Origin of the sequence: Paenibacillus sp. MABNR03 (genome assembly GCF_050455445.1) — a bacterium.
In the GTDB taxonomy this organism is placed as follows: domain Bacteria; phylum Bacillota; class Bacilli; order Paenibacillales; family Paenibacillaceae; genus Paenibacillus; species Paenibacillus xylanilyticus.
Genome location: NZ_JBCIYR010000008.1, coordinates 119263 through 135623, shown reverse-complemented (window position 1 = coordinate 135623; position 16361 = coordinate 119263). Strand labels below are relative to the sequence as shown.

Here is a 16361-nt window from a genome sequence, read left to right as displayed (position 1 = left end):
GTATAATGAGGTTAGGAAATAACCTTGTACAATAAGGGATTATATAGGGACATTAACCCTCGGGAGGGGCATTATGCAACAGTCGTTACGTATTTTTTCCGGTTCATCGAACCCCAAGCTGGCAGAGCAGGTATGTGATAAGCTGGGTGTACAGTTGGGCAAGATCAAGCTGTCCCGGTTCAAGAGCGGAGAAATATACGTTCATTACGAAGAAACCATCCGTAACTGCGATGTGTTTCTGGTACAGTCACTGTCTCATCCAATTAATGAGCTGTTTGTTGAGCTGCTCGTTATGATTGATGCGGCCAAAAGGGCTTCCGCCCGCACAGTAAACATTATTGTTCCCTATTACGGATATGCCCGTCAGGAGCGTAAGTCTGCACCGCGTGAGCCGATCTCGGCCAAGATGGTGGCGGATGTTTTAACCACAGCCGGCGCCAACCGGGTAGTGACGATCGATCTGCATGCGGCAGCGATTCAGGGCTTCTTCAATATTCCTGTCGATCATATGACATCGCTTGATCTGATTAGTGAATACCTGCTCAGCAAAGGTATCGAAAATCCGGTAGTTGTATCCCCGGATGCAGGACGGGCTTCCATGGCGGAGAAGCTGGCGAATCGATTGGATTCCCCTTTTGCCATTATGATCAAAAAGCGTCCGAGCCACAACGAATCCATCATTACACATGTGATTGGAGATGTAGAAGGACGGACACCGATTATCATTGAAGATTTGATTGATACCGGAACAACGATTTTGAATGTTGTGGAAGGGTTAAAGGAACGCGGTTCCAAAAATGTATATGTATGTGCAACACACGGTCTATTCTCAGATGGTGCACTGAGCAAGCTTAATCATCCATCTATTGCCGAGGTTGTTGTCACAGATTCCATTGCGCTGCCGGATGACCATCCAGAATGCTTCAAAGTGCTGCCTGTTGCCCCGATGCTGGCACGAGCGGTTCGCATTATTGTGGATGGCGGTTCCATGGCTACACTGTTTAAGGATTCGGGCATCTAAGTATGTTCATCCAGATTGGCTGGTCCGTGTTTGAGTAGTTAGCTGCTCAGCACGGTTTTTTTGTTTTTGTACCTGAATCCATTGCTGCTGTAATTCCTTACTTGGCTGTTCTGAAGCTTGTGCTATAATAACATCAAATTGTATCTATCGGAGTTATCGAGAGTGCGCCAACCCCAGAGGGATGACAGCATAAAATGTGATGAACAGTAGAACCACGGCTGATATATATTGGCATGGTGGAGTGAGGAGTGGGGTCTATTGTCCCGTACTTGGTATTATCGGTTACTGTTTTCGTACTTTCCTATTTTTTTTCTTACCGTGACCATACTCATTTTTATCGCTTTTGTTTTCATTAATGACATCTCCAGGGAGGAAACGAGAAAGGCAGACCGTATCTCCTCCAGTTATCTGGCGGACAGCCTGGACCGCACTATTCGCGATATTGAACTGTCGGTAACAGAGGCGGTACAGAGTGAACAGGCCTATAAGCTTTATTTCAACAATCAAGGACAGCCAAGCAAGGATACAGTGTATACCATTGCTCAGAGTTTGCGGGAACTAACGAATTCCTCCTCGTGGATTCAATCCATATATTTATATGACAAGAAAAATGATAGCGCTTTAACGTCAAGCGGATCAAGGGAAATAGACAGCTTTGCAGATCGGGAATGGATCAATCAAATTAGGTCTGGCTCTCTCACGCCAGGTTGGCAGCCCATCAGGGTATACGATGTTGAATCGGTTCAGCGTACCCCTATCCGTGTGCTCACGGTTAACAAGGACATGCCCCTGCCTTTTGGCACCGATGGTGTGCTTGTTATTAATATCAAAATGAGCAGTATTGAGCAGAGTATCGACAGCATGGTCAATGGACAGCTTTCCTTCATGACCGTCCTGGATCAAAAGGGTGAGACTGTATATAATGCGCATTCAGACAGTGATGGTGCTGAGGGAGGAAAACAATTAAATACTCTTTACCTCGAAAGACTTGGATGGACGCTCCATAGTGGCATTAAGGAGGGGAATCTGTTTGGCTGGGTATCGGTAATTTCCTACGTGTGGGTGTTCATCGCAGCCCTTACCGTCGTCTGCGCCATCATTTATATTGTCTATATTACACGTCGCAACTATAAACCCATTCAGATCATCATGAACCGAATTGAGGCCCATCAGATTAGGGCATTGGAGCAATCAGGCTCACGTGTTGATGAAATGAAGTTGATTGATGGTGTGCTGGAAAACCTGATCAACCACATGATGGATTATGACGAGAAAAGCAGGGAAAATGCGCTGCTTCAGCGCAGCAAGCTGTTCAATGATCTGCTGCAAGGCGAGCATTTGGATCGTGCCACAGAACGATTGAAGGAGCTTTCCCCGTTAACAGACGTTGATCAATCATCACGTTTTACTGTTGTATTGGGTGAAATCAATCGTTATGAGAAGGGGTTCCAGGAACGATATACGCGAGGCGAGCAAAATACGTTAAAATTCGCACTCATGAACGTTCTGCAGGAACTTACACGCAATACAGGGATGCAGTGCTGGATGGAGTGGATGAGTGCGGATCGTATTGCAATACTTTTTCAGTCCACAACGCATAGTGAAGATATGACAAAACAGATTCGTGCAGTAGCGGAAGAATTCAGGTCCTGGGTAGAACAAAATCTCCGCATCTCCCTCAGCTTCGGGATCGGGCCGATTGCTGAGGGAATGAGGGCGATCCGGGAATCGTATACAGCTGCCGAAGCCGTAATGCAGCGCAAGCTTCTGATGAATGGGGATGTGGTTCTTGCCGGGTCTGGTGATACATCTCAGCAATTGCTGGAGACCTACGCGTATTTGCAGATGATAGCCGACTTTGTGAAGCGATTTCGAATGTCGAGCGGCCAGTGGCGGGATCAACTGGAGGAGATTTTCACAGCGTTTGAGCGTAATATGCTGCCCGATGACGACATACTCTCCTTAATCGAGGCCATGCTGCAGATGCTTCGCCGCGAAGTGGCGATGATGTCGGAGGAATTACAGGAGAAATTATCAGAAGATAACATGAACAAGTGGTTAAAGTCGATGGAAGAGGCCGAGACCCTGGAGGATGTTAAAACCATCCTGTTCGATGACCTGACCGATCTGTTCAGAACCTATGTATCTGTAACCGAAACGAAGAGTTATAGGGCACTGGTCAATGAGATGAAAACGTATATTGAAGAACAATTTGCGAATCCGGATCTTTCGCTGAAGCATCTGAGCGACCGATTCCAGATTTCAGGAAAACATGCCAGTTATTTGTTCAAAACCGAGTTTAACATGAAGTTTGTAGACTTCGTAACCGAGCTGCGGATGAAGGAAGTCGAGCGGCTTCTTATCAATACCGATCTTTCACTGCAGGACATTGCCTTAAAGGTCGGATATGCCAATGGAATTACGCTTGGCCGTGTATTCAAGCGGGTGGCAGGTATTACGCCAGGGGATTATCGCCGATTAAAGCGGGAGCATCCAGCAGACGAATGATGAAGAGAAAGAGATAATCAGATAAACAGTTTATTACATCTGGATATGCACAGGGCGGAATTCGTGCAGGCGCTCTCCGCCGGGAGAGCGTCATGCAGGGAATCCGCCCTTTTGCTGTTAAAACGAACCTAATTCTGACCGAAGCTTATTACTTTGGCGGAAGAATCCTAATTATTCCTGTTTGTTGCACGATCACGAATATAGGCAGTGTGTGAAAATGGTTTATTGTGGTCCGAATGCAGGTGAGTTGGGCTGTGACAGTGCCAAGTAGCGCTGGCTGCTCGCATAGGACAAGGGCGTGATGAAAATAGTCAGTGTACGAAAATCGTCACTAGGGATAAACCATTATCCTTATGTAAGCGTTTACGAAACGGGTTTGTTGCCAATGTCAGGAGAGGTATGGAATACTCTGGGCAGGATTTAACCATTCACACAAGGGCAAAGGAGATGACACAAATGACAGGAAAAACAACCAAAGGGAGTCTAAAGAAATGGGTAGGGCTAGCGCTTACGATGGTAATGGGAGTTTCCTTGCTGGCCGGCTGTTCATCCGCATCGGAACAAGGCGGGGCAGACGGCAATGCTTCAGGCAATGGCGAGCGTGTCACCTTGAAAGTGGAAGTGTTTGATCGTGGTAACAGTCCTTCACCTTACACCATTACGAACAACTACTTATCAAAACTGGTGCAGGAGAAATTCGGTGACCCGAACAATATTGATGTACAATTCGTACCGATTCAGCGTTCGGAAGAAGTGACGAAGCTAAATGTTCTGATGGCCAGCAATACCGATGTTCCCGATATTGTTTTTGTATATGATTCAAGTGTTTTCTATCGCTATGCCCAGCAGGGAGGTCTGACGGATGTCGGAGAACTGCTGGATCAATATGGTCCGAATCTGAAGAAATTTCTGGGCGAGGATACATTAAAATTTGGCCAACTGGAAGGCCAGCAGTTTGCTATCCCAGGCAAACGTGCGATTACAGGCCGATACAGCTCGTACATTCGTCAGGATTGGCTGGATAAATTGGGATTGCCAGTCCCTACGACAACCGATGAACTGTACACGACATTAAAAGCATTTAAAGAGAAAGACCCTGGTCAACTTGGCAGCAAAAACATTCCAATGGGCATGGCACTGGCTCCAGCTCAGTTTGAAACCCTGATCTACTCTTTCATCAAGCCGGTAAGTGGTGATCTGACATACGCCCAGCGTTTTGAGCTGCCTCTGCATGAGGGCTTCAAGGATGCCATGAAGTTCATGAACAAGCTCTACAATGAAGGCTTGATCAGCAAAGACTTCAGTCTGGATGAAGACAAAACTCAACTGGCTAAGGATGTGCAGAATGGTAACATTGGTTACTGGTCTGAAGACGTCGATGCCATCTTCTATGCGGACGGAACCTTGGACAATCTGCGCAAAAATGTGAAGGGAAGCAACCTGGTTCCGGTTGATGTATACACCAATGCGAATGTAGATAACAAACATATTAAATCCCGCTATGGATCTAACGGCATGTACATTATGATTCCTAAAAGCAGCAAACGCGCTGTGGAAGCCATTAAATATTTGGACTGGATGGCTTCTGACAATAACCTGAGGGATATCCTTAGTGGGGTCGAAGGTGAGAACTATGAACTGGTTGATGGACTTCCCGTTGTCAAAGAGGATGCTACGCAGGAAGCCAAGGATCGCCTTTTCAATGCAGGGGATATGGCCATCATTTCGAACGGCAAAAATGTGGGTGACCAGGCCATGAATGAAAAAGCTTGGGTCTTGGGATTCCCGCAGAACAATCAGGAAATGTTGAAGCAGTCCATTGATATCGCCAATACGGACACGGTAGGACCGATCATTTTCGATAAGCCAATTGAGGCAGAAATGAAATACGGCACGGCACTCAAAGATAAACTCAATGTCATTATTGTCAAAACAGCGATGGCGAAGCCGGAAGAATTTGAAGCGGTTTATGAGCGTGAAATGAGTGATTACATGTCACTTGGCGGCGAAGCGCTGAAGAAAGAACTTGAGCAGGCGGTTCAGGAGCTTGCTGCCAAATAAGTACCTTTACAACAACAAGTGATACAACGTACTGAAGTTACCGCATAATTTCTGAAGGGACGTGTGCCGTCAACTTAGGCGGCACTGCGTGTCCTCGCGGATTGGAGGAGATAGACATGACCCCATACTTGAAGAGGTACTGGCAATTGTACGCATTGATTTCCCTACCCCTAATTTACTTCGTGATCTTTCGCTATGGACCGATGTACGGTGTACAGATCGCCTTTAAGGATTTCAACCTGTTTCAGGGCATTGGCGGCAGTGAATGGATCGGTTTTGATGCTTTTCGCGAGGTATTCGCGATGCGGGATTTCTACACCACCCTGCGCAATACCTTTATGCTCAATTTCCTTGATCTGATCGTATCGTTTCCTGCTCCAATCATTTTGGCAATCATGCTTTATGAAATTCGGTTTAAATGGTTCAAAAAATTGTCGCAGACCATTCTCTACATTCCTCATTTCATTTCATGGGTGATTATCGGGGGAATCGTATACCAGCTGTTCGGTAACCAATCCGGTATGGTGAACGGTGTGCTGGAGAGCATGGGGCTGAACCCCATTCCATTTTTGACGGAGAAAAATCCATGGCTTGTAACCTACCTGTTTACCGGGGTTTGGCAAAGCGCTGGGTGGGGAACCATCCTGTATCTTGCTGCGCTGACCGGCGTGAACAAGGAACTGTTTGAAGCAGCTGAGATTGATGGAGCAACGCGTCTTAAAAAGATCTGGCATATTACCTTGCCAAGCATCAAACCGACGATTGTAACCTTGCTTATTCTTAATCTGGGGCACATGGTCACGATTGGATTTGATCGCCCTTATATTATCGGGAACACAGCGGTGCGTGAATATTCAGATGTACTCAGCACCTTCGTATACCGGATGGGTCTGGAATCCGGACAGTACACATTGGCAACCGTGGTCGGACTGTTCCAGGCGGTTGTAGGTCTTATTTTCGTGCTAGGCTCCAACTTTATTTCGAAAAAGGTTACGGGTGAAGGGATTTTGTAGAGGAAGAGAACGTACAAAGGACAAAAACCTGCTTATTCTGTAGACCATCAGTAAAGGAGTTGTGCGCATATGAGTGAACGCACCTCAAATCGGATTTTTGATATCGTTAATGTCTCCTTTATAACCTTGTTTGTCGTGTTCTGTCTGGCTCCTTTCCTGCACACGATTGCGATATCATTCAGCTCCAACCGTGCAATCACATCTGGAGAAGTGACCTTGTTTCCTAAGGAGTTCAATTGGGATGCATACGTCAAAGTGTTTTCCGACCATTCCATGCTCTATTCCCTTGGTTACACTACACTATTGACGATTGCGACTACGGTGCTATGCATGGTGTTTACCATTGCTGCCGCATACCCGCTGACCAAGAAAAAGATGAAGGGCCGCAAGCTCTTTATGTACGTGATCATCATTACGATGTTCTTCAGCGGAGGCATCATTCCAGAGTATTTGCTGATTCGTGATCTGCACTTGCTGAATTCGGTATGGGCACTGATTTTGCCGGGACTGGTCAGTCCGTTTAACCTGATTATCCTGATCTCCTTCTTCAATGGCATTCCAGAGAGTCTGGAGGAGTCGGCAGAGATTGATGGCAGCTCGCACATTCATACATTGTTTAAAATCATACTTCCACTCTCGATGCCGGTGATGGCTACCTTGTCTCTCTTCTATGCGGTGGGTCGCTGGAATGGATTCCAGGATTCCCTAATGTATATTAACGATCCGCAGCTGTATCCACTGCAGCTCAAGCTGTTCCAAATGGTGCAGAACAATATGGTGAGCGAACTGACACAGATGGAGGGTGCCAACCGTGCGCCACTCACACCGGAAAGCCTTAAGGCTGCGACGGTTATATTTGCTACAGTACCGATCCTGCTCGTCTATCCATGGCTGCAGAAATATTTTGTCAGTGGTGCCATGCTTGGAGCAGTAAAAGGGTGATTCGAAGCCAATTAAACTTATATGTTGCAACAGTGGAAGGAGGAGTGGGCTCGTATGCAGCAAAAAGACAAGGGTGAATATTCGTTTTCGACATGCTGGAACATTAAGCGTCATCAGGTGGGAGAAGCCATGATCCGGGAAATTGCCGAGCTTGGCTTCCGCCGTGTTGAACTTAACTACAATGTAACAAAGGAAATGCTAAGGTCCATTGAGCCGATGATTGAGCGCGGGGAGATTGGCATTTCCAGTGTTCACAATACATTTCCTCATGTCGCAGATCCGGATTATGGTACAGACTCGGTGTTGCTCGGATTTGAGGATGAAACCAAACGTCAAAAGGCCATTCAGCTGCTTGTCGGTTCGGCAGAGTATGCCCACCGTTATGGTGCAGAAGCGGTTGTTGTACACCCCGGTGAGGTCCCCATCCCTGAGGAGATCAGCAAGGAGCTTGGACAGCTGTATAACGACGAGGGGAGAGATTCTTCAAAGTATCGCAGGAAATGGGAGGAATTCATGGAACGGCGGCAGGAACTCAGCTCCGGCTACGTACAGCAGATCATCCACAGTCTGGATGAAGTATGCAATCAGGCTGCTGCTAAAGGTCTGAATGTCCAATTCGGTATCGAGACCCGCTCCAGACCTCAGCAGATTCCTACGCTGGCTGAAGCCAAGACCATTATTGAGGCTCTTCATGGAGCTCCGGTCGGCATCTGGTATGATACCGGGCATGCCATCATGATGGATCGCTTGGGTCTCTATGACAGCGTTGGTGAAATGCAAGGGCTGATGGATGAGATTGTAGGCGTTCATATTCATGAGACACTTGGCCTTTCGGACCACTGGTGTCCGTATGTACACAGTAAGGACATGAGTTTCTACGATGCCTACCTGCCCATGATCCGCCGAGCAAGGGTCAAGGTGTATGAATTGAAATCGGCCTGCACACCAGAAGAAATTCACCAGAGTCATGAACTGCTGATGAAGAAGATGGATGGGGCAAGGGAGGGAATATGATGACGGAAACAGACCGCGCGCAGGATGAGTGTGCTGCGGCTGTTTCTTTGGCGATCCAGCCCAGACACGCGCAAATACTCAGTTTGGAGGGGAAGCACATGTACAAACAACTGGTGGACAGCAATGACAAGGTGGTGGAAAGAGGCCTGTCTCGACAGGTGCTGGATCCGAATAGCCGGTACTACGGGGGAACAATAGATCCATATACAGGTATCGCCTGGGTCAATCATACGACCGGAACACCTACGGATATGTGTTACTGGGGGGCAGCGCTTGCCAATCCAGACTCTATCTATTATCGGAATGAAGAGTTGTTAGATCGTCTTCTTCTGGCAACGGAGTTTGTGCTCCGTAATCAGCACGAAGATGGCTCCATATCACCGGGCTGGACCAACTATCACTCTCCTCCGGACACGGCATTTGTCGTTGTGGGATATGCCCAGCTGTACCAGCTGCTTCAGCACCAGGCGTGGGAGAAACTGCAGCCTGTGCTGGACAACATGCGGCTGTTCCTGGAGCGAACCGTACCAGTCATGCTAACGGGAGGGTGCCATACGCCGAACCATCGCTGGGTGTTATGTGCGGCTCTCGGATTCCTGCATCAGCTGTTTGGCCTGGAGGAAGCTGTGAAGCGTGCAGAGCAGTGGCTGGTAGAAGGAATGGATATTACCCCGGACGGGGAGTGGACTGAACGGAGCAATGGAATCTATAACGCGGTTAGCGACATCATGTTAATCCATGCGGCTCGCTTGTTGAATCGACCTGAACTTCTTGAGCCGGTTAGACTCAATTTGCGCATGATGGTATATCTCGTACATCCTACAGGCGAGATTGTTACGGATTACTCGGGTCGTCAGGATTTGGGCAGTTTTCATGATCTGTCTCCTTATTACCTGCCTTATGCCATTCTTGCCCGGGTGGACAATGATCCGCTCTTTGCCCGCATGGCGAATTGGGCGGGTAATTCATTGACAGACCCCGGTGTCTGTTCAGTGAATGCGCTCATCCGGTTATTGCTGGAGCCGGAGTTGCAGCAGGCATGCGAGGTGGAGGATGAACTGCCTGAGAAATATGAGATCATGCTGAACGAACACTTTACGCGAGCCGGCTACTTACAGCAGATGGCTTCGGCAGGCCATCATGGACACATCTCGCATAGCCGGATGCATACAGACTTTGGTGCGCCTGTTGCCCGTATTCGGTCTCAAAATACAAGTGTGACGATCATGACGGAAGTACCTTCCTTTTTTGCCCTTAGACATGGTGCGGTTCGTCTGCTGGCTATTCAGCTCGCCTCCTATTTCAATCCAGGCTATGTGCCGATGCAGCAGATGGACCGATTGTCTGCAGGCGAAGGATACCGTCTGACGGGTGAGCAGAAGAAGGGGTATTATGCTCCAATTCCCGCAAGTGAGCTGCCTGAGACAGTGGGGACTGCTACCAGTCCGTGGTATGTATTGCCTCACCAGAACAGAGAACTCACCCATGAACAGACATTCCGTACGCAGGCGGAGGTTGTACAGACAGAGAAGGGGTGGAAGCTGGAACTGTCAGGCGCCGAGCCAGAGGAGATCATGATGCAGTTGTCCTTCGTATTCGGAGATGAGGGGGAGCTGTCTTCGGGCGAACTGCTGGAGACAGATGGAGGCCATTATATGTGGAAGGGTGGCACGCTCCGTTATTCCTGTGGAGAGGACTGGATTGAGCTGACCGGAGGCGAGATGGGCCATCTGGCTGCAACGGTGCGCGAAGCGAAGCTGCCGGATAAGTGCAAGGTTGTACTGGTCAACTTCATGACACCGTTTCGAAAGACGATAAATATTACACTTTCACCGACGATGGCCATGAAGTTATGAATCGGGTGTATCACCATTTTTCGAAGAAATAGTCCATATTACATAAAAGATGCCATTTCATCCGAAAATGATGCCGGAATGGCATCTTTTTTTGTGCAATTTTTGCATAAAGCTCTTGAAACTACATGTTGAGAAGACCGCCTCCAGATGTGGTATACTGGAGAGTATGAATGAAAGCAAAGAGGAGGTGCCTTGGAAGATGAAGGGCAAGCTAGTGCGGGCAGAGGGACACCTTGCCAATATTATACCGATTCACTTGGATGCTTCTTTCTTTTTCGAGAGAGCTGTCCGCTCGCTGGACCGTAATCATGTTGACAAGGCATTAAAATATTTTCGTAAAGCTGTTGAATATGAACCGGAGAACCCGGTGAATCATTGCAATATGGCGGGTATATTATCTGAGAAGGGAGATTACGAAGCTTCCAATGCCGTTCTTGCGCATGTGCTGGATGTGGTAGATCCGTCCATGACGGAATGTTATTTCTATATGGCGAACAATTATGCGAATATGGATCGGTTTGAGGAAGCGGAGAAGGCACTTGTTACGTATTTGGAGGAGGACCCCCAAGGGCAGTTCATGACGGAAGCCGAAGAAATGATGGAGCTTCTGTATTATGAGCTGGATCGGCCCGCCAAACTGAACCGGATCAAATCCCGCAAAGGTGTGGTTGAGCATGATCAGGCGAGAGAACTCCTTGAAGAAGGGAAATTCGCACAGGCGGCCGAGCTTCTGGAGGGCATGTCACCTGATTATCCTGACTATTTGGCAGCCCGGAACAATCTTGCCCTTGCCTACTACTATATGGGGCTGTTCCCCAAGGCGAGAGAGACGATTGCGGAGGTGTTGGAGCAGGAGCCGGGGAATTTGCATGCCCTGTGTAATCTTGCGATCTTTCACCAGAATGAGAATCGGGCCGATCAAGTGCTGCTTTTAATTAAAAAACTGCGTGTCATCATGCCTTTCCAGCAGGAGCAAGTGTATAAGCTGGCCACCACGATGGGGATTCTTGGTCAGCACGATTCGGCCTATGTCCATTTCCGCCGACTGCTGAAGGATGAAGAGACGGCAGCCGATCCGGCACTAGCTCATTATGCGGCTGTGGCAGCTTATAATACGGAGCGCTACGATGTTGCTGAGCGCTTGTGGCGCCATGTGTCCAAGCTTGATCCGGGGTCAGAGGTGTCCAAGTTCTATCTGTCCGGTCTTGATGAGGTCCGGCAAGGGGAACTGGAGCCAGAGAAGCTTAGCTATCACTACCATCTGCCTTTTGACGAGCAGTTCAGACAATGGGAGAACTATGGCAGTGGCATACCGGAAGAGATGAAAAATGACCCGCTCATCCGTTCATCGTTCTTTTGGGCGCTGCGCCATGGAGATCGTGCGACCAAGCTTCAGGTCATTCATGCTCTGGCGATGATCGGCGATTATGAAGTGCGGCAGGCTCTGCAATCTTTTATCCAGGAGCCTGAAGAAGATCAGGATCTGATCGCTGCTGCTGAGGCCGTTTTGAACGGACTTCATATGCAAGAGCAGGATCAGCGCAAGTCCCATGATCAGCAACCGGTAGCTGGAGCGGCTGTAAAACCATTTCAGAAGGGCCAGTCAAGCACAGAACAAGCCAAGTCTGAAACCACTTCGCATTGGCAAGCTGTTGTGGAACGTGCTCTGCAGATGACTGAAGCAAAAGCGGAGCTGCAGCAGGAGATGGAGCGGATCTGGACGGACTATGTATCCAGAGTGCATCCTGAAGTGCCGGGTACCAAACAAATTGAAGGCTGGGCTGCGGGACTGGAATATTTGGCTGCCAAAATTCACAGTCGTCCCGTTACCTATCAAAGCATAGCGGAACGATACGGCATATCGGCTTCAACCGTTAGCAAATATGCACGGCAAATTGTCCGGGTATGTGGAAGCATCCCGCCAACAGTATAGTTTATTCTGGAATGACACGTACCATGTTCCTAGTTGCCCGTATAGATTAGTGATACCATGCGCTTAGAGACAGTTTGAGAAAGATCGGAATTTCATGAAGGATACAATTGCCTGCAAAACGGGTAAACTTAACGAATAGGCTTCGTCATATCACTCTAGAAGTTTTCCAGTCAACACACTCTCAACCTTATCAAGGAGGCTGTATCTATATGTCTAAATACAGAACCATTGTGATCGGAACCGGACCTGCAGGTTTGACAGCAGCAATATACCTGGCTCGTGCCAACCTGAACCCGTTGGTTATCGAAGGTCTTCAACCTGGAGGCCAGCTGACAACAACCACGGAGGTTGAAAACTTTCCAGGTTTCCCGCAGGGCATTATGGGTCCGGAATTAATGGACAACATGCGGAAGCAAGCGGAGCGTTTTGGAGCGGAATTCAAGAATGGCTGGGTGGAGGAAGTGGACTTCAGCAAGCCGCCATTTAAGGTGAAAGTCGGAGGCATTGGTGAACTTGAGGCTGAATCGATTATTATCTCTACCGGTGCTTCTGCCCGTTATCTCGGTATTCCGGGAGAGCAGGAGAATGTTGGTCGCGGGGTAAGTACATGCGCAACATGTGATGGGTTCTTTTTCCGCGGCAAGAAGATCATCGTAGTGGGTGGTGGCGATTCTGCGATGGAGGAAGCGAGCTTCCTGACCCGTTTTGCAACAGATGTTACGCTGGTTCACCGCCGGGACGAATTGCGGGCATCGAAGATCATGCAGGATCGGGCGCGCAGCAATGAGAAGGTGAAATGGGCTCTGAACCGGACACCGCTCGAGGTTGTGCCTGAAGCACTGGGAGTCAAAGGACTGAAGGTGCGCAATAACGAGACAGGCCAGGAGGAACTGCTGGAAGCGGACGGTGTATTTGTTGCCATCGGTCACACACCTAACACCGGGTTCCTGGGCAATCAGATTGCTCTGGATGATCACGGATACATCGTGGTGAAACCGGGAACGACCGAAACCAACATTCCGGGTGTATTCGCCTGTGGTGACGTTCAGGATACGAAATATCGCCAAGCCATTACGGCTGCAGGGTCTGGTTGTATGGCAGCAATGGATTGCGAGAAGTTCCTTGAGGGCAGCATTGTCCATGATTGGAGCGAAACACTGGATAAGTAAGCATGACCATGGCACTGTGATGCATAAACTGTAAATAAGAGACATCGGGAAGTCTCATCAAGTGAGAGAAGCCGGGAGGCTTCTCTTTTTTTGAAACCAAGTGGGCATGGGATCGTATACATAATGGGCATATTAGCTGCGAGGTGAAGATTTTGGGGGAAATGATAAAAGAGTGGTTACAGAGTGCAACAGTCAGACGCTTTTTGATTCTGCTGTTGTTTTGTTTGGTCCTATTCAGCATGGGGAGTATGCTGCATATGATCCTGCTGCTATTTCTGGTGACGTATGTCATGAATCGATTGCAGCAGTTTATTACGGGCAAATTAAATCGGCTATTTCCGATTAATTATAAAGTCGTCGTCATACTGCTCTATCTGATCGTGATTGCAGCCATCGTGCTGGGCATATCGAGATATTCACCGAGAATTGTCAATCAGGTTATCCAGTTAACCAATGAGATCATGACATTCTTTGATACCGCAGAGGGGGATAATCTGGCAGCCAAAGTGGCCAGCTTCCTTCAATCCTATGACATCAAGAACTATGCAAACGATGCGCTGAAATATATTTTTGCTCTGAGTAAGTGGTTGGAATTTATTCTGCTGGTCATCATTCTCAGTTTGTTCTTCCTGCTGCAGAAGCGGGAAATCGTCAAATTTACATCCAAGTTTAAAACAAGCAAAATTGGCTGGTTCTACAATGAAGTAGCATACCTCGGGGACAAATTCGTATCGTCTTTTGGTAAAGTCATTGAAGCACAGCTGCTGATCGCCGTATTCAATACAGCCTTGACCATTCTGGGCCTATGGATACTCGGATTCCCTTATTTGTTCGCTCTGACGATTCTCGTCTTCCTGCTCAGCCTTGTACCGGTAGCGGGAGTCATTATTTCACTGGTGCCACTGTGCCTGATTGCTTATCAGATGGGCGGAATACAGCTGAGCATCATCGTTATCGTCATGATTGTCATCATTCATGCACTGGAAACGTACTTCCTTAATCCAAAACTGATGGCACACAAAACCAAGCTGCCGATGTTCTACACGTTTATCGTACTCATTCTGTCTCAGCATTTCCTGGGGATCTGGGGATTGATTATCGGTATTCCGATTTTCGTCTTCCTGCTCGATATCCTGGATGTGAACAAGATGGAGAAGACCGAAGAACCGGTACGTGTGGAATCCAAGCTATAACGATTGAGACAAAAACACATGATTTAATGGCTAGTATATAGTTGAAAAAGATAAAACGCCTCCCTTGATGGGAAGGCGTTTTATGCTTTACATGGACCAGAGGCGGCATTTACGTGTATGTAGTTCGAGCGGGGGCAGGGTAATAGCTGCGCACCATTCGGATAACCTCCCGTACAGTAAGACCATCCATAACACTCACATCCTGAAGCATGACACCGATTCGCTCGCGGACTTGTTTATGGTCTGGTGACATTCCCAGAACATTCACCTTGCCCGAGGAGGGACTGGACAGACCGAGCATCATTTTCATGGTTGTTGTTTTGCCTGCACCATTTGGGCCGAGGATGGCAACGATGGAACCACGGTTAATCTTCAGGGAGAGGTTGTTGACGGCCAGCTTGCTGCTGAACCGCTTGTTGACCTGTTCAAGCTGTAATCTTTTACGCATGGAACGAGTGATCATGAAATATCATGAGTTGAGGCTTCCCTTTCTATTAGGGAAGCGTGAAAGCTTGCGTTTTACTAGAAGACAGGAGAGGTTGTATACGGATTCATGATATTGATGTGATACGGTTCACAATCGCGGCGAAGCGTTCTGTATCAATGGTCTTATCGTCTTGACCCAGGCGTATCCTTCAATTATAGTTGGTACGTAGGATTAAACTATTTTAGATAGATAAAGGTGGCTTGCGGCATGTCTGAGAAAATCTACGTTGGGGTCGATCTCGGCGGAACAGCAATCAAGGTCGGTATATGCAATGAACAAGGTCAGCTTATGCATACGTATGAAGGACCGACAGAAGTGGATAAGGGCGTAGACACGGTCATCGCCAACATCGAGAAGTACGTCCGTCATATCGTTGCCGAATCGCCGTATAGCTGGGAACAGCTTGAAGGTGTAGGGGCTGGGGTGGCCGGGTTCACGAATGTACGCGAGGGAATTATCGTTCTCGCTCCTAACATCGGATTTCGGAATGTAGCCATTCGTTCCATACTGGAAGAACGTCTGGGCAAGCCCGTCAAAATAGATAACGATGCTAACGTTGCTGCGCTGGGTGAAGCTTGGGCTGGTGCCGGTAAGCGCGTGGACAACTGTGTATGCTACACGCTGGGCACAGGTGTTGGCGGAGGTTTGATACTGAATGGCAAGATATATCAGGGATTCTCGGGTATGGCCGGAGAACTTGGTCATGTCAGCGTTGTACCTGATCTGGAAGCCATCCAGTGTGGTTGTGGTAAAATGGGATGTGTCGAAACGGTATCATCTGCAACGGGCATTATCCGTATGGCAAAAGATGCGGTAGAACGCGGAGATCATACGTCACTGGCTCTCGTGGACAAAATTGCAGCCAAGGAAGTATTCGATGCAGCCAAAGCTGGCGATGAAGTTGCCCTGCGCATCGTGAATCGTGCGGCATTTTATCTGGGTAAATCAATGGCAGCTGTCGCTGCAGTCATGAATCCGGAAATGTTCATTATCGGGGGCGGTGTATCCAAAGCCGGTAATATTCTGTTTGATGAGGTACGTGCTGTATTTGCGAAGCTGACACCAGAACCGCTGCAGGAGGGTGTTCAGATTCTGGAAGCCACTCTTGGTAACGATGCAGGAATTGTTGGCGCGGCAGGACTTCTCTTGCGTTCTTAGTAACCT

At 48.2% G+C, this 16361-nt stretch carries 12 protein-coding genes; 11 read left to right on the top strand and 1 reads right to left on the bottom strand.

The window, feature by feature from the left end; translation table 11 throughout:
• The first annotated feature begins 73 nt into the window (after positions 1-73).
• From AAIH57_RS26875 to AAIH57_RS26830, 10 genes are all read left to right on the top strand, one after another.
• On the top strand, positions 74-1021 hold the full coding sequence (locus AAIH57_RS26875) for a ribose-phosphate diphosphokinase (RefSeq protein ID WP_175394315.1): 948 nt from the start codon (positions 74-76) through the stop codon (positions 1019-1021).
• A 258-nt stretch (positions 1022-1279) separates the two neighbouring features.
• The gene (locus AAIH57_RS26870; protein WP_430023654.1) at positions 1280-3529 is read left to right on the top strand and encodes a helix-turn-helix domain-containing protein; all 2250 of its coding nucleotides are present in this window, start codon (positions 1280-1282) and stop codon (positions 3527-3529) included.
• 456 nt (positions 3530-3985) lie between these two features.
• Positions 3986-5590, top strand: coding sequence for an extracellular solute-binding protein (locus AAIH57_RS26865; RefSeq protein WP_430023652.1), 1605 nt, complete (start codon positions 3986-3988; stop codon positions 5588-5590).
• 116 nt (positions 5591-5706) lie between these two features.
• Complete coding sequence (locus AAIH57_RS26860) at positions 5707-6603, top strand: ABC transporter permease (protein ID WP_175394318.1); 897 nt, start codon at positions 5707-5709, stop codon at positions 6601-6603.
• A gap of 69 nt (positions 6604-6672) precedes the next feature.
• Positions 6673-7545 carry a carbohydrate ABC transporter permease gene (locus AAIH57_RS26855; RefSeq protein ID WP_175394319.1) on the top strand — a complete coding sequence of 291 codons (873 nt, stop codon included), beginning with the start codon at positions 6673-6675 and terminating at the stop codon, positions 7543-7545.
• A gap of 54 nt (positions 7546-7599) precedes the next feature.
• Positions 7600-8559 (top strand): sugar phosphate isomerase/epimerase family protein, encoded by a 960-nt coding sequence (locus AAIH57_RS26850; RefSeq protein ID WP_430023651.1) that lies wholly within the window; start codon positions 7600-7602, stop codon positions 8557-8559.
• 98 nt (positions 8560-8657) lie between these two features.
• Complete coding sequence (locus AAIH57_RS26845; RefSeq protein ID WP_430023666.1) at positions 8658-10415, top strand: hypothetical protein; 1758 nt, start codon at positions 8658-8660, stop codon at positions 10413-10415.
• 199 nt (positions 10416-10614) lie between these two features.
• Positions 10615-12348: a tetratricopeptide repeat protein gene (locus AAIH57_RS26840; RefSeq protein ID WP_430023650.1), complete on the top strand. Its 1734-nt coding sequence runs from the start codon at positions 10615-10617 to the stop codon at positions 12346-12348.
• A gap of 209 nt (positions 12349-12557) precedes the next feature.
• Complete coding sequence (gene trxB / locus AAIH57_RS26835; RefSeq protein WP_175394322.1) at positions 12558-13517, top strand: thioredoxin-disulfide reductase; 960 nt, start codon at positions 12558-12560, stop codon at positions 13515-13517.
• A gap of 161 nt (positions 13518-13678) precedes the next feature.
• A complete protein-coding gene (locus tag AAIH57_RS26830; protein ID WP_430023664.1) occupies positions 13679-14710 on the top strand; it encodes an AI-2E family transporter in 1032 nt (343 codons plus the stop codon).
• Between the two features lie 109 nt (positions 14711-14819).
• Here the strand turns inward: AAIH57_RS26830 and AAIH57_RS26825 are convergent, their stop codons facing one another.
• Positions 14820-15158: an ATP-binding cassette domain-containing protein gene (locus AAIH57_RS26825; RefSeq protein ID WP_430023649.1), complete on the bottom strand. Its 339-nt coding sequence runs from the start codon at positions 15156-15158 to the stop codon at positions 14820-14822.
• Between the two features lie 246 nt (positions 15159-15404).
• Between AAIH57_RS26825 and AAIH57_RS26820 the strand changes: the two genes are divergently transcribed.
• Entirely contained in the window at positions 15405-16355 is a 951-nt protein-coding gene (locus AAIH57_RS26820; protein WP_430023647.1) for an ROK family glucokinase, read from the top strand.
• The last annotated feature ends 6 nt before the right edge of the window (positions 16356-16361 follow it).

What these genes read in the sequence shown, in the direction of transcription:
- AAIH57_RS26875 (WP_175394315.1), top strand. Translation starts at nt 74, where the DNA reads ATGCAACAGTCGTTACGTATTTTTTCCGGTTCATCGAACCCCAAGCTG.
- AAIH57_RS26865 (WP_430023652.1), top strand. Translation starts at nt 3,986, where the DNA reads ATGACAGGAAAAACAACCAAAGGGAGTCTAAAGAAATGGGTAGGGCTA.
- AAIH57_RS26860 (WP_175394318.1), top strand. Translation starts at nt 5,707, where the DNA reads ATGACCCCATACTTGAAGAGGTACTGGCAATTGTACGCATTGATTTCC.
- AAIH57_RS26855 (WP_175394319.1), top strand. Translation starts at nt 6,673, where the DNA reads ATGAGTGAACGCACCTCAAATCGGATTTTTGATATCGTTAATGTCTCC.
- AAIH57_RS26850 (WP_430023651.1), top strand. Translation starts at nt 7,600, where the DNA reads ATGCAGCAAAAAGACAAGGGTGAATATTCGTTTTCGACATGCTGGAAC.
- AAIH57_RS26845 (WP_430023666.1), top strand. Translation starts at nt 8,658, where the DNA reads ATGTACAAACAACTGGTGGACAGCAATGACAAGGTGGTGGAAAGAGGC.
- AAIH57_RS26840 (WP_430023650.1), top strand. Translation starts at nt 10,615, where the DNA reads ATGAAGGGCAAGCTAGTGCGGGCAGAGGGACACCTTGCCAATATTATA.
- trxB (WP_175394322.1), top strand. Translation starts at nt 12,558, where the DNA reads ATGTCTAAATACAGAACCATTGTGATCGGAACCGGACCTGCAGGTTTG.
- AAIH57_RS26830 (WP_430023664.1), top strand. Translation starts at nt 13,679, where the DNA reads ATGATAAAAGAGTGGTTACAGAGTGCAACAGTCAGACGCTTTTTGATT.
- AAIH57_RS26825 (WP_430023649.1), bottom strand. Translation starts at nt 15,158, where the DNA reads ATGCGTAAAAGATTACAGCTTGAACAGGTCAACAAGCGGTTCAGCAGC.
- AAIH57_RS26820 (WP_430023647.1), top strand. Translation starts at nt 15,405, where the DNA reads ATGTCTGAGAAAATCTACGTTGGGGTCGATCTCGGCGGAACAGCAATC.